Genomic DNA, 26,386 nt, shown 5'->3' on the forward strand with positions numbered 1-26,386 from the left:
CCCCAGCAGACACCCCAGCAGCCGCCGGCCCGCTGCCCTGCCGGCAAGCCCCACACAGACAAGCCCTGCATAGACAAGCCCCGCACAGAACGGTTCCGCCGAGACCACCATGCCCCTCACGGACGATGCACCGCTGCTGAGCCTCGCAGGCTTCTCCAAGTCCTTTGCCGGGTTCGTCGCGCTCGACCGGGTCGACTTCACCCTGCGGGCTGGCGAGATCCATGCGCTGCTGGGCGAGAACGGTGCCGGCAAGTCGACATTGATCAAGACCATGACCGGGGTGGTGACGCGCGATGCCGGCACGATGCGGCTGCAGGGCGCGGAAATCGCCCCGCGCTCGGCCGAGGAAGCCGTGAAGGCGGGCATCGCCACCGTCTACCAGGAGGTCAACCTCGCGCCCAATCTCTCCGTGGCGCAGAACCTGTTCCTCGGTCGCCAGCCGACCTGGTTCGGGCTGGTGCGCGAGCGCGAGATGCGCCGGCGCGCGGCGGCGCTGCTGACGGAATTCGGGCTGGCGATCGACGTGGGCGCGCCGCTGGAAAGCTATTCGGTGGCCATCCAGCACATCGTGGCCATTGCCCGCGCGGTCGACCAGTCGGCGCGCGTGCTCATTCTCGACGAGCCGACCGCCAGCCTCGACGCGCATGAGGTCGAGGTGCTGTTCGCCGTGCTGCGGCAACTGAAGGCGCGCGGCATCGGCATCGTGTTCGTCACCCATTTCCTCGATCAGGTCTATGCGGTCTGCGACCGCATCACCGTGCTGCGCAACGGCCGGCTGGCCGGCACCGCGCCGATCGCCGACCTGCCGCGGCTGGATCTGGTGCGCCTGATGCTGGGGCGCGAACTCAGCGAGGCGACCGCCAAGCGCCCGCCTCATGTGGAGGGCGCCGCGCGAGCCGCGGTCGCCACCTTCGCGGCCTTCGGCAAGGAAGGCCAGGTCGCACCCTTCGATCTCACGCTGCGCGCCGGCCATGTGGTCGGGCTGGCCGGCCTGCTCGGCTCGGGCCGCACCGAGACGGTGCGCCTCGTGTTCGGCGCGGAGAAGGCCGATTGCGGCACGGCCGAAGTGGATGGGCGCAGGGTCGCCATCGGCTCGCCGCGCGAGGCGATGCGGCTGCGCTTCGGCTATTGCCCGGAAGAGCGCAAGACCGAGGGCATCGTCGCCGACCTGACGGTGCGCGAGAACATCGTGCTGGCGCTTCAGGCCCAGCGCGGGGCGCTGGCGCCGCTGCCGCGCCGCGAGCAGGACGAGATCGCCGCCCGTTTCATCCGCCTGCTGGACATCCGCCCGCCCGACCCCGAGCGGCCCATCGGCCTGCTCTCCGGCGGCAACCAGCAAAAGGCGCTGCTGGCCCGCTGGCTCGCCACCTCGCCCCGCCTCTTGATCCTCGACGAGCCGACGCGCGGCATCGATGTGGGCGCGCATGCCGAGATCATCGCCCTCATCCGCTCGCTCTGCGCGGAGGGCATGGCGCTGCTGGTGGTCTCCTCGGAGCTGGAGGAGATCGTCACCTATGCCGACGAGGTGATCGTGCTGCGCGACCGGGCGCATGTCGCCCGGCTGACCGGCAATGCCGTCGACGTTCCCGCCATCCTTGCCGCCATCGCCGACGCGCCCGCCGCGCCGGCGGCGGCCCACGCGTGAGGGAGGCCGCCATGGGGCTTCGTCTGCCGCGCGTCGGCACCGCGCAGATCGGTGCCCTGGCGCTGATTCTCGCCGCCAACTGGGTGGTATCGCCGCAATTCTTCGACATCCGCCTGCAGGACGGGCGGCTGTTCGGCAGCCTGATCGACGTGCTGAACCGCGGCGCCCCGGTGGCGCTGCTCTCGCTCGGCATGGTGCTGGTCATCGCCATGCGCGGCATCGACCTCTCGGTCGGCGCGGTCATGGCCATCTCGGGGGCGATCGCCGCCAGCCTTGCCGACAGCCATTCCCTGCCGGTGGTTCTGGCCGCCGCGCTGGGCGCGGGGCTGCTGTGCGGGCTGTGGAACGGCTTCCTGGTCGCGGTGCTCGGCATCCAGCCTATCGTCGCGACGCTGATCCTCATGGTGGCGGGGCGCGGCATCGCCCAGCTCATCACCGAGGGGCGCATCGTCACCTTCACCTCGCCCGATCTCGCCTTTCTCGGGGGTGGCTCGGTGCTCGGCGTGCCGACCCCGATCGTGCTCGCCCTCGCCATGCTGGCTCTGACGCTGGCCGTGGTGCGCGGCACGGCGCTGGGGCTGATGATCGAGGCGAGCGGCGGCAACCCGCGCGCCAGCGCGCTGGCCGGCATCGGCACAAAGCTCATCACGCTGGCGGTCTATGTGTGGAGCGGGCTGTGCGCCGCGCTGGCCGGCATCGTCGCGGCGGCCGACATCCTCGGCGCGGATGCCAACAATGCCGGGCTCTGGCTGGAGCTGGACGCCATTCTCGCGGTGGTGATCGGCGGCACCTCGCTGTTCGGCGGGCGTTTCTCCATCATCCTCGCGGTCGTCGGGGCGCTCATCATCCAGGCGATGAATACCGGCATCCTGCTGTCCGGCCTGCCGCCCGAGACCAATCTCGTGGTGAAGGCGGTGGTGGTGCTCGCCGTGCTGCTCGCCCAGTCGCCGCGGCTCGGCACCCATCTGGCGGGGCTGGGCGTTCTGCTCGGCCTCCGGAAAGCGTGAGGAGGCCTGGATGATCCGCTCGCTCGCCCGCCTGATGCCGGTCCTCGCCACCACGGCGGTGTTCCTCGCCGGCTTCCTGGTGTGCTCGCTGGTCTACCCGAACTTCGCCTCGATGCGGGTGGTGATGAACCTGATGACCGACAATGCCTTTCTCGGCATCGTCGCGGTGGGCATGACCTTCGTCATCATCTCCGGCGGCATCGACCTCTCGGTCGGCTCGGTGATCGGCTTCACCACGGTGTTCCTGGCACTGGCCATCGAGCGCTGGGGCGTGCCCCCGCTGCTGGCCTTCGTGCTGATCCTCGTCATCTGCGCCGGTTTCGGCGCGTGTATGGGCGCGGTGATCCAGTATTTCGAGCTGCCGGCCTTCATCGTCACGCTGGCGGGCATGTTCCTGGCGCGGGGCGTCAGCTTCCTGCTCTCCACCGAATCGATCCCGATCAACGCCGAGCTTTATGCCCACCTCTCCGACCACGCGATCCGCTTCGGCAGCGGCGCCCGGCTCACCGTTCCGGCCATCATCATGCTGGCGGTGGTGATCGGCGGCATGGTGCTGCTGCACCTCACCCGCTTTGGCGCCAACGTCTATGCGCTGGGCGGCTCGCGCGCGGCGACGGCGCTGATGGGCATCAACGTGCCGCGCACCACGGTGCTGATCTACACGCTCTCCAGCGTGCTGGCGGGACTTTCCGGCATCGTCTTCTCGCTCTACACATCCTCGGGCTATTCGCTGTCGGCGGTGGGGGTGGAACTTGACGCCATCGCCGCGGTGGTGATCGGGGGCACCCTGCTCTCGGGCGGCTATGGCTTCGTGTTCGGCTCCTTTGTCGGCGTGCTGATCCAGGGCCTGATCCAGACCTACATCAGCTTCGACGGCTCGCTGTCGAGCTGGTGGGCGAAGATCGCCACCGGCCTGCTGCTCTTCGCCTTCATCGCCTTCCAGCAGATCACGCTCCACCTCGCCCGTCGTCCGGCGCGCCGCTCCGGGCGGCCGTCTCCGCCGCCTCCGGCGGCCATCGCACAGGGAGTCGTCCGGCCGTGACGTCGCAGATCATCGTCATTCCCGCCCGCCGCGCCCATTCCAACCACGCGGAAATCGCACGCAGCATCGGCATCGACATCATTGCCGGGCGCTATGGCGAGGGCGCCAAGCTGCCGGGCGATGCCGAGCTCATCCTGCTGTTCGGGGTTTCCCGCCCAGTACTGCGCGAGAGCGTGAAGACGCTGGTGGCCAAGGGCCTCTTGTCCACCAAGGCGCGGGTCGGCACGGTGGTGCGCGAGCGCGCCGCGTGGAACATGTTCGACCCCGACGTGCTCGCCTGGCACCTCGACGCCGGCATCGACAAGCGCTTCCTGCGCGATCTCTCGGAAATCCGCCTCGCGGTGGAACCGCGCGCGGCCGCGCTCGCCGCCGAGCGGCGCAGCGCGGAGGACCTTGCCCTGATGCGCCAGGCGGTCGCGCGCATGCGGCAGGAGCCGGGTGCCTCGGACGGCTTCGCCGAGGCCGACCTCGCGCTGCATGTCGCCATTGCCACCGCCTCGGGCAATCCGTTCATGCGCTCCATCGGCGCGGTGATCGAGGCGGCGCTGCGCTCCTCCTTCCTGCTTTCCGCGCCGGGCGACGCGCGCGAGCACGAGATCGCGGTGGCCGCGCATGAGCGCATCGTCCAGGCCATCGCCGACGCGGACGCGCAGGCCGCCGCCGCCGCCATGACCAACGTGATCTTCAACGGCCTGCGCCGCCACGGCGCGGCAGGCTGAATGGGTGCCCCGATGAACGACGACGGTTCGAGCCACGACGACACGAAGAAGCTGCGCAGCCAGGCCTGGTTCGGCCGCCAGGACAAGATGGGCTTCTATTATCGTTCCTTCCTCAAGAACAGCGGCCAGCCGCAGGACCGCTTCGACGGCCGCCCCGTCATCGGCATCTGCAACACCTGGTCCGAGCTGACGCCCTGCAACATCCATTTCCGCGACCTCGCCGAGCATGTGCGGCGCGGCGTGCTGGATGCGGGCGGCTATCCCCTGGAATTCCCCGTCTCCTCGCTCGGCGAGGTGACGATGCGCCCCACCGCCATGCTGTTCCGCAACCTCGCCTCGATGGATGTGGAAGAGGCGATCCGCGCCCATCCCCTCGACGGCGTGGTGCTGCTGATGGGCTGCGACAAGACCACGCCGGCGCTGCTGATGGGCGCGGCCTCCGCCGACCTGCCGACCATCGGTGTCTCCGGCGGGCCGCAGCTGCGCGGCGTCTATCGCGGCCAGATCATCGGCTCGGGCACCAACATCATCTCGATGAGCGAGCAATTGCGCGCCGGCGAGGTGACGCTTGAGGAGTTCCACGAGGCGGAAGCGGGCATGAACCGCTCCTCGGGCAGTTGCATGACCATGGGCACCGCCTCCAGCATGGCCTCGATGGTGGAAGCGCTCGGCATCGGCCTGCCGGAAAACGCGGCCATCCCGGCGGTGGACGCGCGGCGCAACCTGCTGGCCCGCATGGCCGGGCGGCGCATCGTCGATCTGGTGAAGGAGGATGTGAAGCCTTCCGACATCCTCACCCGCGCCGCGTTTGAAAACGCCATCCGCACGCTGGCCGCCATCGGCGGTTCGACCAATGCGGTGGTGCACCTTCTGGCCATTGCCGGGCGGGTCGGCGTCGACCTCACGCTCGACGATTTCGACCGGCTGGGCCGCGACATCCACTGCCTGGTCGACCTGATGCCGTCAGGCCGCTTCCTCATGGAGGATTTCTACTATGCCGGCGGCCTGCCCGCCGTGCTGCGGGCGCTGGGCGAGCGCGGCCTGCTCCACAAGGAGGCGCTCACGGTCAACGGCCGCACCCTGTGGGAGAATGTCGAGAAGGCGCCCAACTGGAACCGCGAGGTCATCACCTCCTTCGAGGCGCCGTTCAAGCCGGATGCCGGCATCGCCATCCTCAAGGGCAACCTCGCGCCGGACGGCGCGGTGATCAAGCCCTCCGCCGCCTCGCCGCATCTGATGCAGCATACCGGCCGCGCCGTGGTGTTCGAGAGCGTCGAGGACATGCACCACGCCGTGAATGACGAGGCGCTCGACATCGACGCCTCCTGCATCATGGTGCTGAAGAATTGCGGGCCCAAGGGCTATCCCGGCATGGCCGAGGTCGGCAACATGCCGCTGCCGGCCAAGCTGCTGCGCGAGGGCGTGCGCGACATGATCCGCATTTCCGATGCCCGCATGTCCGGCACCGCCTATGGCACGGTGGTACTGCATGTCGCCCCGGAAGCGACCGCCGGCGGGCCCCTCGCGCTGGTGAAGAACGGCGACCTCATCACGCTCGACGTGCCCGCCCGCGCGCTCCACCTGCATGTCGGCGACGACGAACTGGCCGAGCGCCGCGCCCAATGGGTGCCGCCCGCCCCGCACGCGACGCGCGGCTATGCCCGGCTCTACATCGACCATGTGCTGCAGGCCGACCGCGGCGCCGATCTCGACTTCCTCGTGGGGCGCACCGGCTCGCCGGTCCCCCGCGACAATCACTAGCGCCCGCGCCGATCGGATTGCCGCGCAATCGGGTCGGGTCACGCGGTCTCCATCCCTGGTTCAGGACCAGTTCGTACGGCCCACTTCACGGCCCACTTCCACGAAGGGTGCATGATGACGACCACTTCCGCCGCCGGTCCCTACCAGGGGGTCTTCCCGGTCGCCCCGACCGTGTTCGACGCGACAGGCCGGCTCGATCTCGAGGGCCAGACGCGCGCCATCGACTTCATGATCGACGCCGGCTCGCACGGCGTGTGCATCCTCGCCAATTTCTCCGAGCAGTTCGTGCTCGGCGATGACGAGCGCGATCTGGTCATGCGCACCGTGCTGGAACATGTCGCCGGGCGCGTGCCGGTCATCGTCACCACCACCCATTTCGCCACGCATATCTGCGCCGAGCGCTCGAAGCGCGCGCAGGAGATGGGCGCGGCCATGGTGATGGTCATGCCGCCCTATCACGGCGCCACCTTCCGCGTGCCGGAAGCCTCCATCATCGATTTCTACCGCGCCGTCTCGGATGCCATCTCCATCCCCATCATGGTGCAGGACGCCCCCGTCGCCGGCACGCCGCTCTCGGTGCCGCTGCTCGCGAGGATGGCGCGCGAGATCGAGAACCTCGCCTATTTCAAGATCGAGGTGCCGCAGGCCGCGAACAAGCTGCGCGCGCTGATCGAGGCCGGCGGCGATGCCATCATCGGCCCCTGGGACGGCGAGGAAGCCATCACCCTGATGGCCGATCTCGACGCCGGGGCGACCGGCGCCATGACCGGGGGCGGCTGTCCCGACGGCATCCGCGCGATCATCGATCCCTATTTTGCCGGGGATCGCGAGGCCGCCCTCAAGGCCTATGAGCGCTGGCTGCCACTGATCAATTACGAGAACCGGCAGGCCGGGTTCGCCACCGCCAAGATCCTGATGAAGGAAGGCGGCATCATCGCCCATGACACGCTGCGCGCGCCGCTGCCGCCGGTTCACCCCGCCACACGCGCCGGGCTGCTGGAACTCGCCCGCCGGCTCGATCCCCTCGTGCTGAAATGGGGGAAGTGATGAGCGAGATGGAGACAGGAGCCGTGAACATGCTGACCGGTGCCGCGCTCATCGGCTCCCGCGACGTGGCGGGCGAGACGACCTTTCGCGCCGTCGACCCCGCGCGCAACGAGACCCTCGCGCCGACCTTCACCGAGGCCGGACCGTCCGAAGTCGCCGCCGCCGCCGCTCTCGCCGCCACGGCTTTTCCGCTCTACCGCGCCACCACGCCGGAGCAGCGCGCCGCCTTTCTCGACCTGATCGCTTTGAAGATCGAGGCGATCGGCGATGCCCTGATCGAGCGCGGCGCGCAGGAGACGGGACTGCCCGCCGCGCGCCTGCAGGGTGAGCGCGCCCGCACCACGGGCCAGCTGCGCCTGTTCGCTACCTGGGTGCGCGCGGGCGGGGCGGACGAGCCGCGGCTCGATTCACCGTTGCCTGAGCGCAAGCCGCTGCCGCGCGCGGAGCTGCGCCTGCGCCATATCGGCATCGGGCCGGTGGCGGTGTTCGGCGCCTCGAACTTCCCGCTCGCCTTCTCGGTGGCCGGCGGCGACACGGCGTCGGCACTGGCCGCCGGCTGCCCGGTGATCGTGAAGGGCCACCCCGCCCATCCCGGCACATCGGAACTGGTCGGCCGCGCCATTCGTGCCGCGGTGGCCGAGGCCGGCCTGCCGGAGGGCGTGTTCTCGCTGGTTTCCGGCACCTCGAACGCGCTGGGCGGCGCGCTAGTGGCGGATCCGCGCATCATGGCCGTCGGGTTCACCGGCTCGCGCGCCGGCGGGCTGGCGCTGGTCAACATCGCCAATAGCCGCCCGGTGCCGATTCCGGTCTATGCCGAGATGAGCAGTATCAACCCGGTCTTCCTGCTGCCCGGCGCTCTCAAGGCGCGGGCCGAGGCGCTCGGCACCGCCTTTGTCGGGTCGCTCACCCTGGGCGCCGGCCAGTTCTGCACCAATCCCGGCCTCGTCATCGCGCTGGCCGGCGGCGATCTCGACCGCTTCCTCGCCAGCGCCGGCACCGCGCTGGAGGCCGCTCCCTCCGCCACCATGCTCACGCCCGGCATTGCCGGCGCCTACGCCAAAGGCGTCGCCACGCTTGCGCAGGCCGGCGCCACCGAACTGGCCCGTGGTGGCCAGGAGGGTGGGCCCAATGCCTGCCGCCCGGCGCTGTTCGTCACGGATGCGAACGCCTTCATCGGCGCGGCGGGGCTGGCGCATGAAGTGTTCGGCGCCTCCTCGCTGGTGGTGCGCTGCGAGGATGCGGACGAAATGCTGGCGGTGGCCCGGGCCGTCGAGGGCCAGTTGACCGCCACGCTGCATCTGGAGGCGGAGGATCACCCGCTCGCCGCCCGGCTCATGCCGATCCTTGAGGAAAAAGCCGGGCGCATCCTCGCCAATGGCTGGCCGACCGGTGTCGAGGTGTGCCATGCCATGGTGCATGGCGGCCCCTTCCCCGCCACGTCCGATCCGCGCTCGACCTCGGTCGGCACGCTCGCCATCCGCCGCTTCCTGCGCCCGGTCTGCTACCAGGATCTGCCGGAGGCGCTGCTGCCCGCCGCCGTGCGGGACGGCAACCCCCTCAACCTCCCCCGCCTCCTTGACGGCGTGCCGGAAACGCCACGGGAACCGCGTTCATGAGCCCCCTACGTCTGGCCATTGTCGGCCTCGGCAAGATCGCCCGCGACCAGCACATTCCCGCCATCGCGAAGACGGAGGGCATCGCGCTCGCCGCCATTGCCAGCCGCAACGCGGCGCTGGAGGGCGTCGCCCATTTCGCCACGCTGGACGAGCTGCTGGCGAGCGGCGAGGCGATCGACGCGGTGGCGCTCTGCACCCCGCCACAGGTGCGCCGCGCGCAGGCGCAGGCCGCGCTGGAGGCGGGCAAGCATGTGCTGCTGGAAAAGCCCCCCGGCGCCACGGTGAGCGAACTGGGGCCGCTCATTGCCGCCGCGCAGGCTTCCGGCCGCACGCTGTTCGCCACCTGGCACTCGCGCTTCGCCCCGGCGGTCGAGCCGGCCCGCGCGTTGCTGGCCGGGCGCACGCTGCGCTCGGTCACGATCGAGTGGAAAGAGGATGTACGCGTGTGGCATCCCGGGCAGGAGTGGATCTTCGAGCCCGGCGGGCTCGGCGTGTTCGACCCCGCGATCAACGCGCTGTCGATCCTCACCCGCATCCTGCCGCGCCCGGTCTTCGTCACATCGGCGCATCTCGCCTTTCCGGCCAATCGCGACGCCCCGATCGCCGCCGAACTCGATCTCACCGATGCGCAGGGCCTGCCGATCCGCGCCGAGCTGGATTTCCTGCAGACCGGCCCGCAGACCTGGGACATCCGGGTGGAAACGGATGAGGGTCTCCTCACCCTGTCCTCCGGCGGGGCGAAGCTGTTTCACGAAGGCGCCACGCTGGTCGACGAGAAGGAAGCCGAATATGCCGGCATCTACCGGCATTTCGTCGACCTGATCGCGCGCGGCGCGTCCGATGTCGACCTCGCCCCGCTCGCCCTCGTCGCCGACGCCTTCCTGCTTGGCCGGCGCGCGCAGGTCGAGCCTTTCGAGTATTGATGATGGATCTGGACTCGGACTCGGACCTGGAATTGGACTCGGATCTGGCCCGGACGGCCCGCCTGCGGCGCGAACCCTTCGGCACCCTTGCCGACGGCACCGCGATCGAACGGCTGCGCCTGATCGGCGACGCCGGCTTCGAAGTGGCGATCCTCACCTTCGGCGCGGCGGTGCAGGCGCTGCATGTGCCGGACCGCGACGGCGTGAGCGCCGACATCGTGCTCGGGCATGACAGCCTCGCCCCCTATGCCAGCGACCGGCGCTATTTCGGCGCGGCGGTGGGGCGCTATGCCAACCGCATCCAGGGCGGCAGCTTCACGCTGGACGGCATTACCTGCCACGTGCCCGCCAATGACGGGCCCAACGCGCTGCATGGCGGGCCGGACGGCTTCGACCGCCGGGTCTGGAGCGTGGAGGCGATCACGGATGGCCCGGCGCCGTCGGTGACGCTCGGCCTCGTCTCGCCCGATGGCGACCAGGGCTTTCCCGGCACGCTGGCCGTGCGCCTGACCTATGCGCTGACTGGCCCGCGCGAATTGTCCATCGCCTTCGAGGCGACCACCGACCGGCCGACGCTGGTGAACCTGACCCATCACGGCTTCTTCAACCTCGCGGGCGTGGCAGAGGGCGGCGACGTGCTCGACCATGTGCTGACGCTGGCCGCCGACAGCTACCTTCCGGTCGACGCCCTCGCCATTCCGCGCGGGGGGCCGGCGCCGGTGGCCGGCACGCCGTTCGACTTCCGCACCCCCAAGGCGATCGGCGCGGATATCCGCTCCGCGCAGGAGCAGCTGCGGCTCGGGCGCGGCTACGACCATAATTACTGCCTGAGCGGGGGCCGCACGCGCGCCCCGCGCTTCGTCGCCCGGGTCGAGCATCCCGGCTCCGGCCGGGTGATGGAACTGCTCACCGACCAGCCGGGGCTGCAATTCTATTCCGGCAATTTCCTCGACGGGACGGCGGAAGGAAAGTTCGGCCGGCTGCACCGCCAGTCCGACGCCTTCTGCCTGGAACCGCAGGCATGGCCCGACACGCCGAACCGGGGGGACTTCCCCTCGGCCCGCCTCGATCCGGGCGAGACCTATCGCCACGTTTCGCTCTACCGCTTCTCGACCCTCTGAATTCCGGGGGCCCGCCAGGGGAACCAGCATGCACGGCAAGGCACCGCAGACCGACCGACCGCTCCGCTCCAAGGCCTGGTTCGACAACCCGGCCAATATCGACATGACGGCGCTGTATATTGAGCGCTATCTCAATTTCGGGCTGAGCCAGGAGGAATTGCAGTCCGGCCGGCCGATCATCGGCATCGCGCAGACGGGCTCCGACCTCTCGCCCTGCAACCGCCACCATATCGAGCTGGCCAAGCGCACCCGCGAGGGCATCCGCGAGGCGGGCGGCATCGCCATCGAATTCCCGGTGCACCCGATCCAGGAAACCGGCAAGCGCCCCACGGCCGGTCTCGACCGCAACCTCGCCTATCTCGGCCTCGTCGAAACCCTGTACGGCTACCCGCTCGACGGCGTCGTCCTCACCATCGGCTGCGACAAGACCACGCCGGCCCTGCTGATGGCGGCGGCCACCGTCAACATCCCCGCGATCGCGCTCTCGGTCGGGCCGATGCTGAACGGCTGGTACAAGGGCGAACGCACCGGCTCCGGCACCATCGTGTGGAAGGCCCGCGAACTGCTGGCGGCGGGCGAGATCGACCAGGCCGGCTTCGTGAAGCTGGTGGCGTCCTCGGCGCCTTCCACCGGCTATTGCAACACGATGGGCACGGCGACCACGATGAACTCGCTGGCCGAGGCGCTGGGCATGCAGTTGCCCGGCTCGGCCGCCATTCCCGCGCCCTATCGCGACCGGCAGGAAATCGCCTACCGCACCGGGCTGCGCATCGTCGACATGGTGCGCGAGGACCTGAAGCCCTCCGACATCCTCACCCGCGACGCCTTCCTCAACGCCATCCGCGTGAATTCCGCCATTGGCGGCTCGACCAATGCGCCGATCCACCTCAACGCGCTCGCCCGCCATGTCGGCGTGGAACTCTCCATCGACGACTGGCAGACCCATGGCGAGGACATCCCGCTCCTGGTCAATCTCCAGCCCGCTGGCGAGTATCTCGGCGAGGACTATTACCATGCCGGCGGCGTGCCGGCGGTGGTCAACCAGTTGATGGAACAGGGACTTATCGCCGAGGGCGCGCGCACGGTGAACGGGCGTACGCTGGGCGAGAACTGCAAGGGCAAGGTCATCGAGGACGAGGCGGTGATCCGCCCCTATGGCAAGCCGCTGAAGGAGAAGGCCGGTTTCCGCGTGCTGCGCGGCAACCTGTTCTCTTCCGCCATCATGAAGACCAGCGTCATCTCGCCCGAGTTCCGCGACCGCTATCTGTCCAACCCGGCCGATCCGGAGGCCTTCGAGGGCCGCGCCGTGGTGTTCGACGGGCCGGAGGACTACCATTCCCGCATCGACGACCCCGCGCTCGCGATCGACGAAACCACCATCCTGTTCATGCGCGGGGCCGGCCCGGTCGGCTATCCCGGCGCGGCCGAGGTGGTGAACATGCGCGCGCCCGACTACCTCATCAAGGCCGGCATCCACGCGCTGCCCTGCATCGGCGATGGGCGGCAGTCCGGCACCTCGGGCTCGCCCTCCATCCTCAACGCCTCGCCGGAAGCGGCGGTCGGCGGCGGGCTCGCTCTGCTGCGCACCGACGACCGCGTGCGCATCGACCTCCGGCGCAACAGCGCCGACATGCTGGTCCCCGAGGAGGAACTGGCGGCCCGGCGCGCGGCGCTGGCGGCGGCGGGCGGCTATGCCTATCCGGAAAGCCAGACGCCCTGGCAGGAGATCCAGCGCGCGCTGGTCGGCCAGCTGGAGACCGGCGCCGTGCTGGAACCGGCCGTGCGCTACCAGCGCATCGCCCAGACCAAGGGGATGCCGCGTGACAATCACTAGCACCGCGCCCCCTCACGCCATGCCGGAGCCGGCGATCGCCATGATGCTGTGCGGCCAGCGCTGCCATCTCGGCGAGGGGCCGGGCTATGACGCGGCGACCGACACCGCGTGGTGGTTCGACATTCTGGAGCGGCAGCTGTTCGAGGCGCATCTCGACACGGGCGCGATCAACGTCCACGCCCTGCCTCGCATGGCGAGCGCGCTGGCCAGCGTCGACGCGCAGCGCCAGTTGCTCGTCACCGAGGACGGGCTGGTGCTGCGCGACATCGCCAGCGGGCGGCTCGACATGCTCGCCCCGGTCGAGGCGGATAATGCCGCGACGCGCTCCAACGATGCGCGCGTGCATCCGAGCGGCACGTTGTGGTTCAGCACGATGGGCCGGCATGCCGAGCCGGGGGCCGGCACGATCTACGCCTTTCGGGAGGGCGCGGTGACACCGCTATTTCCCGGCATCACCATTCCCAACGCCATCTGCTTCTCGCCGGACGGGCTTATGGGCTATTTCGCCGACACGGCGGCGAACCGGCTCCACCGGGTGCGGCTGGATCCGGCGACCGGCCTGCCGCTGGAGGCGCCGGCGGTGCTGCATCTCCACACCGGCGAGGGCGGGCTGGACGGCGCCGTCACCGATGCCGAAGGGCTGATCTGGTGCGCCATCTGGGGCGGATCGCGGCTCAACGCCTATTCCCCGGAAGGGCGGCTGGTGCGCGCCATCGCGACCCCCGCGCGCCAGACGAGCTGCCCGGTTTTCGTCGGTGCCGGCTTCGACCGCGTACTCGTGACCTCCGCCTTCGAGGGCATGGACGAGGCCGCGCGCGCCGCCGATCCGCAGCACGGGCGCACCTTTATCCTCGATATCGGCACGCGCGGGCGGGCCGAACCGCGCGTGCGGCTGGGGGCGCTGTGATGGGCACGCTCTCGCATGTCGTGGTCGACTGGGGCACGTCGAGCTTCCGGCTCTGGGCGCTCGACCGCACGGGCCATGTGCTCGGCGAGCGGCGCAGCGCGCAGGGGCTTGCCGCTTCGGCGGCGGAAGGTTTCGAGGCGGTGCTGGAATCCCACCTCGCGGCGCTCGGCATCGGCGATGGCGTGTCGGTGATGATGTGCGGCATGGTCGGCTCGCGCAGCGGCTGGGTCGAGGCCGCCTATCTCGACGCGCCCGTGCGGCTCGACGAACTGGCGGCCCGCGGCACGCATGTGCCTTCCGCCCGCCGGCTGATCCACATCCTGCCCGGCATCGCCCAGCGCGATCCCATCCATCCCGACGTGATCCGTGGCGAGGAAACGCAACTATTGGCGCTGGCCCGGCGCGGCCATGACGGCCTCGCCTGCCTGCCCGGCACGCATGGCAAATGGGTCCAGCTCACGGATGGCGCGGTGGCGCGGTTCGTGACCTTCATGACCGGCGAGCTGTTCCAGCTGCTGCGCGAGCGCTCGGTGCTGGCGCCGGCGCTGCAGGGCGGCGCGCCGGTCGATCCGAGCTCGCCCGATTTCAGTGCGGGCGTCGCGGATGCGCTGGCCGCGCCGGCGTCGATCGGCAACGCGCTGTTCGCGCTGCGGGCAGGCTGGCTGCTGGCCGACCGGCCGGCCGATGCCGCGCTGGCGCGCCTGTCCGGCCTGCTGATCGGGCTGGAAATCGCCGGCGCCCGCGAACGGCTCGGCGCGATCGCGGCGGTGACGCTGATCGCTTCCGGGCCCAGTGCCGCGCTCTATCGGCAGGCACTGGCGATTGCCGGCCTCGCCGTGCCGGACGAACTCGACGCCGAGGATTGCGTGCGCCGTGGACTGCATGAGGCCGCGCTGATCGCCTTCCGTCTCGAAAGGGTTTCTCGATGACTACCCCCTCCTCGGTTGCCTCCCCCGCCCGCATTGCCTGGCCGGGCCTTCGTCGCTCGCTTGTCGCCATTCTGCGCGGCATCGCTCCGCCTGAGGCCGAGGCGATCGTCGGCGCGCTGATCGAGGAAGGGCTGGAGGCGATCGAGATTCCGCTCAACTCCCCGGATCCGTTCCGCTCCATCGAGACGGCCGCCCGGCTCGCCCCGTCCGGCGTGCTGATCGGCGCGGGAACGGTGCTCACGAGCGCGGATGTCGACCGGCTTGCGGCCGCCGGCGGCCGGCTGATGGTGAGCCCGAATGTCGATGGCGACGTAATCGCCCGGGCCAGCGGCCACGGCATGGTGACGATGCCCGGCGTGCTGACCCCGACCGAGGCGCTGGCCGCGGTGAAAGCCGGCGCCTCGGCGCTCAAGTTCTTTCCCGCCAACCTGCTCGGGCCCTCGATCATCCAGGCGATCACCGTGGTGCTGCCGGCCGGCACCGTGGTAGGCGCCGTGGGCGGGGTCGGCGAGAACGAATTCGCCGCCTATGCGCGCGCCGGCATCCGCACCTTCGGCCTCGGCTCCAGCCTCTACCGGCCGGGCGCCGGCGCCGACGAGGTGCGCGCCAGGGCCCGCGCGATCATCGCCGCCTATGACGCGGCCTGTCCCGCGCCAACGCAGACACCGACGGAGATTCGGCACGCCCCCAGCTGAGGCGCGTCCCACGACCAGCGGCGCCCGCTCCGGCGAGGCCCGCCAAGAAACCGGCACGCAAGCGCGGCCACCGATCCACCCACGGGAGACCTACATGAAACGCCTGACGACGACCTTTGCCGCCACACTCGCTACCCTCGCGCTCGGCGCGCTGGCCTTCGCCGCTCCCGCCGCCGCGCAGGGCAAGGGCACGGTCGGCATCGCCATGCCCACCAAATCCTCCGCCCGCTGGATCGCCGACGGCGACAACATGGTGAAGGTGCTGAAGGAGCGCGGCTACACCACTGACCTGCAATATGCCGAAGACGACATTCCCAACCAGCTCTCGCAGATCGAGAACATGGTGACCAAGGGCGCCAAGGTGCTGGTCATCGCCTCGATCGACGGCACCACGCTGTCCGACGTGCTCAAGCAGGCGCACGACAAGGGCATCAAGGTGATCGCCTATGACCGGCTGATCCGCGAGACGCCGAATGTCGACTATTACGCGACCTTCGACAATTTCCAGGTCGGCGTGCTGCAGGCGGAATCGCTGCTCAAGGGCCTCGGCTATCCCGAGAAGAAGGGCCCGTTCAATATCGAGCTGTTCGGCGGCTCGCCGGACGACAACAACGCGTATTTTTTCTATGATGGCGCGCTCTCGGTACTGAAGCCACTGATCGACAACGGCACGCTGAAGATCGCCTCCGGCCAGACCGGCATGGACAAGGTCTCGACCCTGCGCTGGGACGGCGCCACCGCCCAGGCGCGCATGGATAACCTTCTGAGCGCCTATTACACCGACAAGAAGCTCGACGGCGTGCTCTCGCCCTATGACGGCCTGTCCATCGGCATCCTGTCCTCGCTCAAGGGTGTCGGCTACGGCTCCGGCAGCATGAAGATGCCGGTCGTGACCGGACAGGACGCGGAAGTGCCCTCGATGAAGTCGATCCTCGCCGGCGAGCAGTATTCCACCATCTTCAAGGACACCCGCGAACTGGCCAAGGTGACGGCCGACATGGTCGACGCCTCGCTCTCGGGCAAGGAACCGACGGTCAACGACACCAAGACCTATAACAACGGCAAGAAGATCGTTCCGTCCTATCTCCTGAAGCCGGTTGTGGTCGACAAGAGCAACTGGGAAGCCGTGCTGGTCGGCTCGGGCTATTACAAGCCCGGCCAGATCAACTGATCCTCAACCCGATATCGCGACCCGCGCCGACCCATGGTCCGGCGCGGGTCCCTTCGCAACGGAGCGCAGCGATGAACGCTCTTCTCGAAATGCAGGGCATCAGCAAGAACTTCACCGGGGTGAAGGCGCTGAGCGATGTGCGTTTCACCGTCAGACCGGGCGAGATCCACGCCCTTGTCGGCGAGAACGGCGCGGGCAAGTCCACGCTGATGAAGGTGCTGAGCGGGGTCTACCCGCACGGCTCCTATGACGGGGCGATCGTGTTCGACGGCGAGGAGCGGCGTTTCCGCGACATCACCGATTCCGAAGCGGTGGGCATCATCATCATTCATCAGGAACTTGCCCTGATTCCCCTGATGTCGATCGCCGAGAACATCTTCATCGCCAACCCGCCGGGCCGGTTCGGCATCATCGACCGCGGCACGGTGCAGCGGCGCACCCGCGAACTGCTCGCCAAGGTCGGGCTGGAGGAATCGCCGGACACGCTCGTCACCAATATCGGGGTGGGCAAGCAGCAATTGGTGGAGATCGCCAAGGCGCTCTCGAAGAAGGTCCGCCTGCTCATCCTGGACGAGCCGACCGCCAGCCTGTCGGAAAAGGACAGCGCCGCCCTGCTCGACCTCCTTCTGGAGTTCAAGGCGCAGGGCATCGCCTCCATTCTCATCTCGCACAAGCTGAACGAGGTGTCGAAGGTCGCCGACCGCATCACCGTGCTGCGCGACGGGCGCACGGTCGACACCATGGATTGCCATGACGGCGCCGTGGAGGAAGACCGCATCATCGCCAAGATGGTCGACCGCGACCTGGAGCACCGCTACCCCAAGCGAGAGCCCAAATCTCCCGGCCCCGCCGGCGGCGAGCCGATCTTCAAGGTGTCGAACTGGTCGGCCTACCATCCCCAGCATGCCGACCGGCAGGTCATCAAGAATCTCGACTTCGAGGTGCGGCGCGGGGAAATCGTCGGCATTGCCGGGCTGATGGGCGCCGGGCGGACGGAGTTCGCCATGAGCATCTTCGGCCGCGCCTGGGGGCAGAAGATCAGCGGCCGCGCCGAGATCGAGGGCCGCGAGGCGGACCTGTCGACGGTGCGGCGCGCCATCGACGCGGGCCTCGCCTATGTCACCGAGGACCGCAAGCATCTCGGCCTGCTGCTGGCCGAGGACATCCGCAAGAACGTGACGCTGGCCAACCTGCGGGCGATCGCCCCGGCGCGGGTGATCGACGATGTCGAGGAACTGCGCGTCGCCGCCGACTACCGCGCGCGCATGCGCATCCGCTGCCACAGCGTCTTCCAGGAGACCGGCAAGCTCTCCGGCGGCAACCAGCAGAAGGTGGTGCTGTCGAAATGGCTGTTCACCGATCCCAAAGTGCTGATCCTCGACGAGCCGACGCGCGGCATCGATGTCGGCGCCAAATATGAAATCTACTGCATCATCAACGAGCTGGCGGATGCCGGCAAAGGCGTCGTGGTGATCTCCTCGGAGATGCCCGAACTCATCGGCATCTGCGACCGCATCTGCGTGATGAATGAGGGCAGCTTCGTCGGCGAGTTCGCCGGCGGCGAGGCCACCCAGGAGAAGATCATGCGCGCCATCATGCGCAAGGGCGAGACACGTCCCAAGGAGTTACTTGCATGAGCGAAGCCGCGCTGAAGGAGAAGCCGCAGCACGCCGGCTTCCTGAAGAGCAACCTGCGCGAATACGGGATGATGATCTCCCTCTTCGCCATCATGATTTTCTTCGAGGTGGTGACGGATGGCACGCTGCTGCGGCCGCTCAACCTCACCAACCTGGTGCTGCAGAACAGCTACATCGTCATCATGGCGCTGGGCATGCTTCTGGTCATCGTCACCGGGCATATCGACCTGTCGGTCGGGTCGGTGGCCGGCTTCGTCGGCGCCGTGGCCGCGGTGCTGATGGTGAAGTTCAACATCCACTACATCCCCGCCACGCTGATCTGCCTGGTGCTCGGGGGGGCCATCGGTGCGGCGCAGGGATACTGGGTCGCCTATTTCAAGATCCCCTCCTTCATCGTCACGCTGGCGGGCATGCTGGTGTTCAAGGGGCTGGCGCTGGCCATCCTCGCCGGGCAGTCCGTGGGGCCCTTCCCGCCCACCTTCCAGAAGCTCTCCTCCGGCTTCATCCCCGAAATGGTGCCCGATGCCGGCGCGCTCTACCCGACCTCGCTGGCCATCGGCGCCCTGCTGGCGCTGGCCATGGTGTGGCTGAACTTCCGCGGCCGCGCGCGGCAGGAGGCCCACCATATCGAGACGGAGCCCTACGGCTTCTTCCTCGGCAAGAACCTGCTTCTGTTCAGCATCATCCTCTATTTCGCCTATCTCATCGCCTCCCATCGCGGCCTGCCGAACGTGCTGGTGATCATGGTGGCGCTGATCGCGCTCTATGCCTTCCTCACCACCCGCACCACGATCGGCCGGCAGATCTATGCGGTGGGCGGCAACGAGAAGGCGGCGAAGCTCTCGGGCATCAAGACCGAGCGCCTCACCTTCCTCACCTTCGTCAACATGGGCGTGCTGGCGGCGCTGGCCGGCCTCGTCTTCGCCGCGCGGCTCAACACCGCGACGCCGAAGGCCGGCCTCGGCTTCGAACTCGACGTCATCGCCGCCTGCTTCATCGGCGGCGCCTCGGCCTATGGCGGCGTGGGCAAGGTCGGCGGCGCGGTGATCGGCGCGCTCATCATGGGCGTGATGAATAACGGCATGTCGATTCTCGGCATCGGCATCGACTACCAGCAGGTCATCAAGGGCCTCGTCCTGCTCGGCGCCGTCTGCCTCGACGTCTACAACCAGCGGCGCGCCTGAGCACGGCGCGTTGCCCGCACCCGCGCGACGGGAGCGCGACCTCCCGTCGCGCGGGGTTCGAGGAAACCGAAAGGCGGTTGCGCCGTTTCGTTCTGGCCACGCAAGCGGCACTGATTAATCTGACGGCAGCGTTTCATGGCGACGTGGCCGGGATGGACATCATGAGTGCTGGCGCAGTGAAGTCCCCTCTCATCGCCATGCGTGGCGCGGGCTATTACAGCAGCAACACGGCGGGGGCGAAGAGCGTCATCGATTCCGCCACGGATCTGGCGCTGGAAGGCATTGCCGGCATGGACCTGCCGGCCGGGCCGGGGGTGTTCTCCATCGCCGATTTCGGCGCGGCGGATGGCGGCACCTCGCTGGACCTGATGCGCCGCGTGGTGGGCGCCCTGCGCGGCCGGTCCGCCGGCCTGCCGATCGCCCTCACCTATACCGACCTGCCGGGCAATGACTTCTCCGCCCTGTTCGGCATGCTGCAGGCCGAGGACGGGCTGGGGCGCGAACCCGGCGTGTTCGCCTTCGCCAGCGGCACCAGTTTCTACCGGCAGATCGTGCCGGACGGGGCGCTGCATTTCGGCTTCTCGGCCACCGCCATGCACTGGCTGAGCCGCTCGCCGGGCCTCATCGCCGATCACACCCACGCCGTCGGCGCGAGCCCGGCGGAGAAGGAAGCCAACCGCGCGCAGTCGCTGGCCGACTGGGAGACCATCCTGCTGGCCCGCGCGCGCGAACTGGCCGCCGGCGGCGTGCTGGTCATGGCCAATTTCAGCATCGACGCCAATGGCCATTATCTCGGCTGGACCGGCGGGGTGAACATGCATGACAGCTTCGCCGCCCACTGGCGGGCGCTGGCGGCGGACGGCACGCTGAATGCGGACGAATATCGCGCGGCCGCGTTCCAGCAATATTACAAGACCCAGGAGGAATTCGCCGCGCCCTTCACGGACCCGCAATCGGCGGTGCGCCGCGCCGGGCTCAGGCTGGAGACGATCTTCTCACGCGTCACCGCCTGTCCCTACCGGGCGGATTTCGAGCGACACGGCGATGCCCGCGCCTTCGCCCGCGCCTATGTGCCGACGCTGCGCTCCTGGTCGGAAAGCACGTTCTTCAGCGCGCTGGACCCCGCGCGCGCCCTGGAGGAGCGGCGGACGATCATCGACCGTTTCTATGGCGCCTATGAAGACGCCGTCGCCGCCGATCCGGCCGGCCATGCCATGGACTATGTCCACTGCTTCATGGTGATCCGCAAGGCGTGATCCGCACGGCGCGGACCCGCCCGGCTCAATCGTCATCCGTGCCGCCGCCCCCGGCGCCACGGCTGCGCGAGCCCTCCGATTCCGGCACGCAGGTGTTGAGCGCGTAAGTCTGCAGCACGCGCAGATCCGCCGCCTCCATCGCGGCGCGGCGATGCACGGGCCGTGCGGGCGAGGGAACATCACCGGTGCAGGCCACGCGCGACTGGCCCTCCGACCTCACCCCGCCAGGCTCATCGCCGCTCAGTTCGCCCAAAGCCGTCAGCGTCCACGCGCCCTCGCGGGAGGTGAAGCGCAGCGGCCGGCCGGCGAGATGCGCGGCGCGGGCGGCGAAGGGCAGCAGCAGAAGCGGAAACGCCACGTCCGGCAGATCGACCATGGTCCACGCGCCCGCCCCGTCCACCAGCCAGCAGCCGGTGGCGAGCGGGCAGGCCGGGCCGGGAGCTTCCAGTTGCCCATCCACCGCACGCGGACGGGCGAGTGTCCCCCGCGCCTCCAGGAAGGCGATCAGCGTCGGCGCAAAGGCAAGGCCGCTATGGGCGAGCCAGCGCGCCGCGCGGCCCATCTCGTCCGCCTCGCCCCAGCTGCAGCCGGCGCCGCGCGCCGCCTTGGCCGCCAGCGTCTCCACCTCGTTGAGCGAAAGATCCATCATGCCGCCTCCCCCGCCGACAATTCCTCGGGAAAGGGCGCGCCGCGAAACATCGAGATACGCAGCCAGCGGTCGGAACGCGGATCGAACTGATCCGCACCGAAAAAGGCCAGCTTGCAGCGCAGCAAGTCGATGGGCCGCAGCGCCGCCGAGAGCAGGTTGTCGCGCACCTCGCCATAGAGATGGTCGCGCGACAGCAGCAGCACCCGCTGGACGACATGGCGCCAGTCCGGCCGCTCCAGCACGATCTCGGCCACGGTGCGCTCGGGGGGCAGCGTGGCGAGATGGGCGCGCAGCCGCATCACGTCGCGAGCGATGGCAAGCGGCTGCTCGCGATCGGCGCCCGGCTCCTCGCGGCGCTCGCCGAGGCGCGGCTCCAGCTTGTCCGCCGAGACATACCAGAAGCGCGCATCGCTGGCGGGATCGGCGAAGTCGATCGCTGCCGCCCAGCCATAGGCGTCGTCGATGCGGGCCAGCAGGGCATGTGCGGGCAGCGTGCCGTCCATGCGCCAGAGCGCGTCCTCGTCCACCGCCATCGTATCCGCGAGATCGTCCACCAGCGCGCCGAACGGCTCGATCAGCAGCGCCGCCGCATATTCGCGGGCCTCAAGCCCGAGCGCCACGCGCGCGAAGCGATAGAGCCGGTCGCAGGGATGATCGACGCCCGGGTCGAGGCTCACAGCTGCCATGTGCAGGCGGTCGAGATCCGCCCGCAACCCGGCGATGCGCGCGCTCTGCACGGCATCGATGGTGGTCCAGCGGCCGGCAACTTCCCGCGCGCGGTCGATCGCGGCGAGGAGGTGGCCATGCTGCCCGGGCGTGATGTCGGGCAAGGCGCGCACCCGCGCCAGCGCCGTTTCGCGGGCATGGATCCAGGCATGCAGCAGCGTGGGATGGCGCACGAGAAACGGCGCCATGCCGAGGCCGGTCGAATTGCCCACGCCGATGCGCCGACGCAAATCCGGCTCCAGCGGCACCGCCCGGTCGCCGCCGAGGGCGCGGGCGCAGTGCTCGGCCAGGTCGAGGGTGAAGGAGCGGATCAGCCAGACGGTGAGCATCTCGGCCTGAAAGGGTCCGCCCAGTTCGGGCCGGTCGCGCAGCACATCGCGATCGGCAATGCCGAACTTGCCATTGCCATAGACGGCGGTGGTGCGCATGAGATAGCCGACCGCGTCGATCGCGGCCCGGCCCGGCGCCACGCCGCTGGCCAGTGTCGCCACCAGACTGTCGAACAGCCGCACGCTCTTGTTGGCGCGCGAGAGCGTGAGTTCACGCGCCGTGAACCGCCCCGCCTCCTGGCGCGGCACATTGGCCTCCAGCCGGTCGAGTTCGTCGCGGTCCGGCACGCCGTCATAGAGCGCGTAGGACGTGTCCCATGCCTCGGCGATCACCCGGTCGGTGCGGCGCTCCTCGGGCAGGTAGTGGGAGAACGCGACGAGGCAGTAGCTCCGCGCGCCGGTATCCACCTGATAGAGGGCACGGCCATAGCCCTCGGCGTCGATCTCCCAGAGCGGACGGGTGAAGCGCCAGCCCTCGCGCGCCGCCCGCCGCATCAGCGTGCGCAGGAAGCTCAGCCGCGTGGGATGCGAGGCGCCCAGGCACTCCAGCCGCATCACTTCGTCGGGCGCCCGCAACGCCAGCGCGGGCTCGGGAATGGGGCGGTTCACGACGCGGCCTCTCCCCCGTCCCGTGGCGTCAGCAGCGCGGTGCAGCGCGCCAGCGTCGCGGCGTTCACGGCGACGCCGGCCTCCTCGCTCCGCCGCCGCGCGGCGGATTTGCGCGCACCGGGGCGCCGGGCACCCTGTTCGTCCATCGCTGCGAGCACCATGGCAAGGCGCGCGGCGAAGGCATCGTCCGAGGTCGCCACGGGGTCGATGGCGAGGAAGAACTGGCCGGTGCGCGGCGGCCCGCCGGCCGGGCCGGAGAAGGGGCTGGCCGCGATGCCCGGCGTCGCGCCGGTGAGGCAGGCCGCCATCACCTCCACCAGCAGCGCCGCGCCGACGCCCTTGTAGCCCCCGCTCGGCGCCATGCTGCCCGCCAACGCGGCCGCGGCATCCGTGGTCGGCCGGCCCTCCTTATCCAGCGCCCAGCCCTCGGGAATCGGCTCGCCCGCCCGGGCGCGCTTCATCACCTCGCTCTTGGCCACCACGCTGGCGCTCTGGTCGATGACGAAGGCCGCGCCGCCCGCCCCGTCCGGCACCGCGAGCGACCAGGGATTGGTGCCGAGCACCGGCCGCGTTCCGCCCACCGGGGCGATGGAAGCCGGCGCGTTGGTGAAGCCGAGGCCGACCAGCCCGGCGCGGGCGATCTCTTCGGTATGATAGCCGAGCACGCCACAATTATAGGATTGGTGCACCGCCATGGCGGCCAGCCCGCGCCGGCGCGCCAGAGCGACCAGCGCCGGCAGCCCGAGCGCGATGGCGGGGTGGGCAAAGCCGCAATCGGCGTCGACGCAGATGACGGCATCGGCCGCCTCTTCCAGCTTGGGAACGGCATCGGCCCGCACCTTGCCGCAGGCGAGATGCTCGCAATAGACCGGCAGGTACATCAGCCCATGCGAGGCGACCCCGTCGCACTCGGCGGCGGCAATGGCGGCGGCCAGCGGGCCCGCCTGGGCAGTGCTGGCGCCATGATCGAGCAGCGCGCCGAGCGCGAGGTCGACGATTTCCTGCCGGGTCATGCGAAGGCTGGCATCGGTCATCGCGCGGCCACGCTCCGGCTGGGAACAATGGGCGTTGCGGCGGCACCAAAGCTCGCGCGCATGAAGGCGAGCCAGTTGAGGCCGAGCAGCCGATCGGCCTCGTCCGCGCTGAATCCTCCCGCGAGGAGACCCGCGCGCAGGGTGGCGAAATCCCTGTTGTCGCGGAAGAAGGCCGGCTGCGCGGGAAAAGCCGCCTTGCCCAGACCCATCGCGTCGGGATCACCGAAGGTCCAGCGGCCGACGCGCATCCAGCGCACCACCTCGTCCGGCTGATCCTGGCACAGGTCCGAGCCGATGCCGATATGCTCGACGCCGATCCGGTCGGCGAGGCGCCGGGCCATGTCGACGAAGCTCGCCAGCGTGCAGGCGGAGCCGTCCTTGAGGTGGGCGGGATAAAGCGACAGGCCGACCATGCCGCCGCTCTCGGCCAACGCGTCGAGCACGCGCTCGGACTTGTTGCGCGCGGTGTCGCGCCACCAGCGCGGATTGGCATGGGTGACGGCGATGGGCCGCTGCGAGGCGGCGATCGCCTCCAGCGTGGAACGCTCGCTGGAATGCGACATGTCCACCACCATGCCGAGCCGGTTCATCTCGCGCACCACCTCGCGCCCCATGAGCGTGAGGCCGGTATCCTCCGCCTCGCGCCAGCCGGTGCACAGCAACGACTGGTTGTTGTAGCTGAGCTGCAGGAAGCGCAGGCCAAGCGCATAGAGCGCCTCGACCAGCCGCAGGTCGCTCTCGATCACGGACGGGTTCTGCGAGCCGAAGAACACGGCGGTGCGCCCCTCAAGGCTCGCGCGCTCGATGTCGGCGGCATCGCGCCCGGGCAGGATGAGGTCGGCATGGTCCGCGAAACGGCGGTTCCACGCGAGGATATGCTCGACGCAGTCGCGAAAATTCTCATGATAGGCGACGGTGGCGTGGATGGCGCTGACGCCGCCCTCGCGCATCTGCTGGAACAGCGCGGGCGACCAGCGCCCATATTGCAGGCCGTCGACGAGGATGGCGCGCGCGCTCACGGGTCCAGCTCCCCGCCCGCGAAGACATAGGACGTCTTGCTCTGGGTGTAGAATTCCACCGCGTGCCGGCCCTGTTCGCGCGGCCCGTAGCTCGACGCCTTCATGCCGCCGAACGGCACGTGATAATCGGTGCCGGCGGTCGGCAGGTTGACCATGACGCAGCCGCTTTTCGAATGGCGGCGGAAATGGTTCGCCCGCGCCAGCGAGCGGGTGACGATGCCGGCGGTGAGGCCGAATTCGCTGTCATTGGCGAGCGCCAGCGCCTCCTCATAGCTGCCCGCCGCGATGACGCAGGTAATGGGCGCGAACATTTCCTCGCGATTGATCGCCATGTCGTTGCGCGTGCCGATGAAGACGGTGGGCGCCATGTAGAACCCCTCGGTGGGGCGCTCCAGCCGCTCGCCACCGGCCACGCATTCCGCGCCCTCCCGCGTGCCGCGCGCGACATAGTCGAGATTGGCGGCGAGCTGGCCGGCGCTGACCACCGGCCCCATGGCGATGCCCGGCTCCAGCGCATGGCCGACGCGCCATTCCGGCAGGCGGGCCAGCAGCTTCTCGACGAAGGCGTCGTGCACCTTGCGGTGGACGATCAGCCGCGAGGCGGCGGTGCATTTCTGTCCGCTGCCGCCAAAGGCCGAATTCAGCGCCAGCGTGACGGCGAGGTCGAGATCGGCATCGTCCATCACGAGAAGCGGGTTCTTCGAGCCCATTTCCAGCTGGACGCGGGCGAGATGGCCGGCGGCGCGCACCGCGACCGAGCGGCCGACCTCCAGCGAGCCGGTGAAGCTGATGGCCCGGACGCCCGCATGCGCCGCCAGATGACCACCGATGCGCCCGCCCGGGCCCATGACGAGGTTGAAGGCGCCGGCCGGCAGCGACTGGCGGGAGATGATCTCGGCGAGCGCAAACGCGCTGGCGGGGGTGAGGTTGGCCGGCTTCCACACGACCGTGTTGCCGAAGGCGAGTGCCGGGGCGATCTTCCATGCTGCGGTCGCCATCGGGAAGTTCCACGGCGAGACGATCGCCACCACGCCCACCGGCTCGCGGCGCACGTCGATCTCGATGCCCGGGCGCACGGAATCGGCGCTCTCGCCCAGCTGGCGCAGCACTTCGGCGGCGAAATAGGTGAAGAACTGGCCCGAGCGGCGCACCTCGCCGATGCCCTCATTGAGCGGCTTGCCCTCCTCGCGCGACAGCAGGCGGCCAAGCTCCTCGGCGCGGGCGATCAGTTCCTGGCCGATGGCGTCGAGCGCGCCGAGCCGGGCCTCCAGCGGCGTCGCCGCCCAGCGCGGCCCCGCCTGCCCGGCCGCCTCCACCGCGTCATCGACATCGGCGCGCGAGGCCTGCGCATAGAGGCCGACCAGATCGGACGTGTCGGACGGGCTGCGGTTCTCGATGGCCTCGCCCGACCCGTGCCAGGCGCCGCCGATGTAATTGGCCTTGATATCCATGAAAACCTTCCCTGGTGACGCCATTTCGGGCCCGGGAAGGGGTTCGGTCAATCAGAAACCGTCGTATGTTTGTTA

The 26,386-nt window shown here is 69.5% G+C and carries 22 protein-coding genes; 17 read left to right on the forward strand and 5 right to left on the reverse strand.

Going from position 1 to position 26,386, the window contains the following annotated elements; genetic code table 11:
* Positions 1-109: 109 nt before the first annotated feature.
* From QOZ99_RS17500 to QOZ99_RS17580, 17 genes are all read left to right on the forward strand, one after another.
* Positions 110-1,645, forward strand: coding sequence for a sugar ABC transporter ATP-binding protein (locus tag QOZ99_RS17500; protein ID WP_306891290.1), 1,536 nt, complete (start codon positions 110-112; stop codon positions 1,643-1,645).
* An 11-nt stretch (positions 1,646-1,656) separates the two neighbouring features.
* The gene (locus QOZ99_RS17505) at positions 1,657-2,652 is read left to right on the forward strand and encodes an ABC transporter permease (RefSeq protein WP_306891291.1); all 996 of its coding nucleotides are present in this window, start codon (positions 1,657-1,659) and stop codon (positions 2,650-2,652) included.
* 10 nt (positions 2,653-2,662) lie between these two features.
* Positions 2,663-3,694, forward strand: a complete 1,032-nt coding sequence (yjfF, locus tag QOZ99_RS17510; protein ID WP_306891292.1) for a galactofuranose ABC transporter, permease protein YjfF — start codon at positions 2,663-2,665, stop codon at positions 3,692-3,694.
* Complete coding sequence (locus tag QOZ99_RS17515; protein WP_306891293.1) at positions 3,691-4,413, forward strand: FadR/GntR family transcriptional regulator; 723 nt, start codon at positions 3,691-3,693, stop codon at positions 4,411-4,413. The genes yjfF and QOZ99_RS17515 overlap by 4 nt, the downstream gene beginning before the upstream one ends.
* Positions 4,414-4,425: 12 nt before the next feature.
* On the forward strand, positions 4,426-6,174 hold the full coding sequence (locus tag QOZ99_RS17520) for an IlvD/Edd family dehydratase (protein WP_306891294.1): 1,749 nt from the start codon (positions 4,426-4,428) through the stop codon (positions 6,172-6,174).
* 111 nt (positions 6,175-6,285) lie between these two features.
* Entirely contained in the window at positions 6,286-7,221 is a 936-nt protein-coding gene (locus tag QOZ99_RS17525; RefSeq protein WP_370876880.1) for a dihydrodipicolinate synthase family protein, read from the forward strand.
* Between the two features lie 29 nt (positions 7,222-7,250).
* Entirely contained in the window at positions 7,251-8,837 is a 1,587-nt protein-coding gene (locus tag QOZ99_RS17530) for an aldehyde dehydrogenase (NADP(+)) (RefSeq protein WP_306891295.1), read from the forward strand.
* The gene (locus QOZ99_RS17535; protein WP_306891296.1) at positions 8,834-9,760 is read left to right on the forward strand and encodes a Gfo/Idh/MocA family protein; all 927 of its coding nucleotides are present in this window, start codon (positions 8,834-8,836) and stop codon (positions 9,758-9,760) included. The genes QOZ99_RS17530 and QOZ99_RS17535 overlap by 4 nt, the downstream gene beginning before the upstream one ends.
* A gap of 2 nt (positions 9,761-9,762) precedes the next feature.
* Positions 9,763-10,881 carry an aldose epimerase family protein gene (locus QOZ99_RS17540; RefSeq protein ID WP_306891321.1) on the forward strand — a complete coding sequence of 373 codons (1,119 nt, stop codon included), beginning with the start codon at positions 9,763-9,765 and terminating at the stop codon, positions 10,879-10,881.
* A gap of 28 nt (positions 10,882-10,909) precedes the next feature.
* The gene (locus tag QOZ99_RS17545; RefSeq protein ID WP_306891297.1) at positions 10,910-12,715 is read left to right on the forward strand and encodes an IlvD/Edd family dehydratase; all 1,806 of its coding nucleotides are present in this window, start codon (positions 10,910-10,912) and stop codon (positions 12,713-12,715) included.
* Positions 12,716-12,734: 19 nt separating this feature from the next.
* Entirely contained in the window at positions 12,735-13,622 is an 888-nt protein-coding gene (locus tag QOZ99_RS17550) for an SMP-30/gluconolactonase/LRE family protein (protein ID WP_306891322.1), read from the forward strand.
* Positions 13,622-14,551: a 2-dehydro-3-deoxygalactonokinase gene (locus QOZ99_RS17555; RefSeq protein ID WP_306891298.1), complete on the forward strand. Its 930-nt coding sequence runs from the start codon at positions 13,622-13,624 to the stop codon at positions 14,549-14,551. The genes QOZ99_RS17550 and QOZ99_RS17555 overlap by 1 nt, the downstream gene beginning before the upstream one ends.
* A complete protein-coding gene (locus QOZ99_RS17560; RefSeq protein WP_306891299.1) occupies positions 14,548-15,246 on the forward strand; it encodes a 2-dehydro-3-deoxy-6-phosphogalactonate aldolase in 699 nt (232 codons plus the stop codon). The genes QOZ99_RS17555 and QOZ99_RS17560 overlap by 4 nt, the downstream gene beginning before the upstream one ends.
* A 94-nt stretch (positions 15,247-15,340) precedes the next feature.
* Positions 15,341-16,417 carry a multiple monosaccharide ABC transporter substrate-binding protein gene (gene chvE, locus QOZ99_RS17565; RefSeq protein WP_306891300.1) on the forward strand — a complete coding sequence of 359 codons (1,077 nt, stop codon included), beginning with the start codon at positions 15,341-15,343 and terminating at the stop codon, positions 16,415-16,417.
* Between the two features lie 11 nt (positions 16,418-16,428).
* Positions 16,429-18,054, forward strand: coding sequence for a multiple monosaccharide ABC transporter ATP-binding protein (gene mmsA / locus QOZ99_RS17570; protein ID WP_442320114.1), 1,626 nt, complete (start codon positions 16,429-16,431; stop codon positions 18,052-18,054).
* Positions 18,051-19,238 (forward strand): multiple monosaccharide ABC transporter permease, encoded by a 1,188-nt coding sequence (gene mmsB / locus QOZ99_RS17575; protein ID WP_306891302.1) that lies wholly within the window; start codon positions 18,051-18,053, stop codon positions 19,236-19,238. The genes mmsA and mmsB overlap by 4 nt, the downstream gene beginning before the upstream one ends.
* Before the next feature lie 161 nt (positions 19,239-19,399).
* Positions 19,400-20,494: a class I SAM-dependent methyltransferase gene (locus QOZ99_RS17580; RefSeq protein WP_306891303.1), complete on the forward strand. Its 1,095-nt coding sequence runs from the start codon at positions 19,400-19,402 to the stop codon at positions 20,492-20,494.
* Between the two features lie 25 nt (positions 20,495-20,519).
* Here the strand turns inward: QOZ99_RS17580 and QOZ99_RS17585 are convergent, their stop codons facing one another.
* Genes QOZ99_RS17585 through QOZ99_RS17605 form a run of 5 tightly spaced genes read right to left on the reverse strand, consistent with a single transcriptional unit; the run spans position 20,520 to position 26,311 of the window.
* Positions 20,520-21,143 (reverse strand): DUF3726 domain-containing protein, encoded by a 624-nt coding sequence (locus tag QOZ99_RS17585; RefSeq protein ID WP_306891304.1) that lies wholly within the window; start codon positions 21,141-21,143, stop codon positions 20,520-20,522.
* The gene (locus QOZ99_RS17590; RefSeq protein ID WP_306891305.1) at positions 21,140-22,807 is read right to left on the reverse strand and encodes a hypothetical protein; all 1,668 of its coding nucleotides are present in this window, start codon (positions 22,805-22,807) and stop codon (positions 21,140-21,142) included. Before QOZ99_RS17590 ends, QOZ99_RS17585 begins: the two co-directional genes overlap by 4 nt.
* On the reverse strand, positions 22,804-23,841 hold the full coding sequence (locus QOZ99_RS17595) for an Ldh family oxidoreductase (protein ID WP_306891306.1): 1,038 nt from the start codon (positions 23,839-23,841) through the stop codon (positions 22,804-22,806). The genes QOZ99_RS17590 and QOZ99_RS17595 overlap by 4 nt, the downstream gene beginning before the upstream one ends.
* Entirely contained in the window at positions 23,838-24,860 is a 1,023-nt protein-coding gene (locus QOZ99_RS17600) for a membrane dipeptidase (RefSeq protein ID WP_306891307.1), read from the reverse strand. Before QOZ99_RS17600 ends, QOZ99_RS17595 begins: the two co-directional genes overlap by 4 nt.
* Entirely contained in the window at positions 24,857-26,311 is a 1,455-nt protein-coding gene (locus QOZ99_RS17605; protein WP_306891308.1) for an aldehyde dehydrogenase family protein, read from the reverse strand. Before QOZ99_RS17605 ends, QOZ99_RS17600 begins: the two co-directional genes overlap by 4 nt.
* Between the last annotated feature and the right edge of the window lie 75 nt (positions 26,312-26,386).

It is taken from the genome of Ancylobacter amanitiformis (assembly GCF_030814815.1).
In the GTDB taxonomy this organism is placed as follows: domain Bacteria; phylum Pseudomonadota; class Alphaproteobacteria; order Rhizobiales; family Xanthobacteraceae; genus Ancylobacter; species Ancylobacter amanitiformis.

Bases quoted from the DNA above. Each gene is read 5' to 3' on its own strand.
- QOZ99_RS17500 (WP_306891290.1), top strand. From the start codon at position 110: ATGCCCCTCACGGACGATGCACCGCTGCTGAGCCTCGCAGGCTTCTCC.
- QOZ99_RS17505 (WP_306891291.1), top strand. From the start codon at position 1,657: ATGGGGCTTCGTCTGCCGCGCGTCGGCACCGCGCAGATCGGTGCCCTG.
- yjfF (WP_306891292.1), top strand. From the start codon at position 2,663: ATGATCCGCTCGCTCGCCCGCCTGATGCCGGTCCTCGCCACCACGGCG.
- QOZ99_RS17520 (WP_306891294.1), top strand. From the start codon at position 4,426: ATGAACGACGACGGTTCGAGCCACGACGACACGAAGAAGCTGCGCAGC.
- QOZ99_RS17525 (WP_370876880.1), top strand. From the start codon at position 6,286: ATGATGACGACCACTTCCGCCGCCGGTCCCTACCAGGGGGTCTTCCCG.
- QOZ99_RS17530 (WP_306891295.1), top strand. From the start codon at position 7,251: ATGCTGACCGGTGCCGCGCTCATCGGCTCCCGCGACGTGGCGGGCGAG.
- QOZ99_RS17535 (WP_306891296.1), top strand. From the start codon at position 8,834: ATGAGCCCCCTACGTCTGGCCATTGTCGGCCTCGGCAAGATCGCCCGC.
- QOZ99_RS17540 (WP_306891321.1), top strand. From the start codon at position 9,763: ATGGATCTGGACTCGGACTCGGACCTGGAATTGGACTCGGATCTGGCC.
- QOZ99_RS17545 (WP_306891297.1), top strand. From the start codon at position 10,910: ATGCACGGCAAGGCACCGCAGACCGACCGACCGCTCCGCTCCAAGGCC.
- QOZ99_RS17550 (WP_306891322.1), top strand. From the start codon at position 12,735: ATGCCGGAGCCGGCGATCGCCATGATGCTGTGCGGCCAGCGCTGCCAT.
- QOZ99_RS17555 (WP_306891298.1), top strand. From the start codon at position 13,622: ATGGGCACGCTCTCGCATGTCGTGGTCGACTGGGGCACGTCGAGCTTC.
- QOZ99_RS17560 (WP_306891299.1), top strand. From the start codon at position 14,548: ATGACTACCCCCTCCTCGGTTGCCTCCCCCGCCCGCATTGCCTGGCCG.
- chvE (WP_306891300.1), top strand. From the start codon at position 15,341: ATGAAACGCCTGACGACGACCTTTGCCGCCACACTCGCTACCCTCGCG.
- mmsB (WP_306891302.1), top strand. From the start codon at position 18,051: ATGAGCGAAGCCGCGCTGAAGGAGAAGCCGCAGCACGCCGGCTTCCTG.
- QOZ99_RS17580 (WP_306891303.1), top strand. From the start codon at position 19,400: ATGAGTGCTGGCGCAGTGAAGTCCCCTCTCATCGCCATGCGTGGCGCG.
- QOZ99_RS17585 (WP_306891304.1), bottom strand. From the start codon at position 21,143: ATGATGGATCTTTCGCTCAACGAGGTGGAGACGCTGGCGGCCAAGGCG.
- QOZ99_RS17595 (WP_306891306.1), bottom strand. From the start codon at position 23,841: ATGACCGATGCCAGCCTTCGCATGACCCGGCAGGAAATCGTCGACCTC.
- QOZ99_RS17605 (WP_306891308.1), bottom strand. From the start codon at position 26,311: ATGGATATCAAGGCCAATTACATCGGCGGCGCCTGGCACGGGTCGGGC.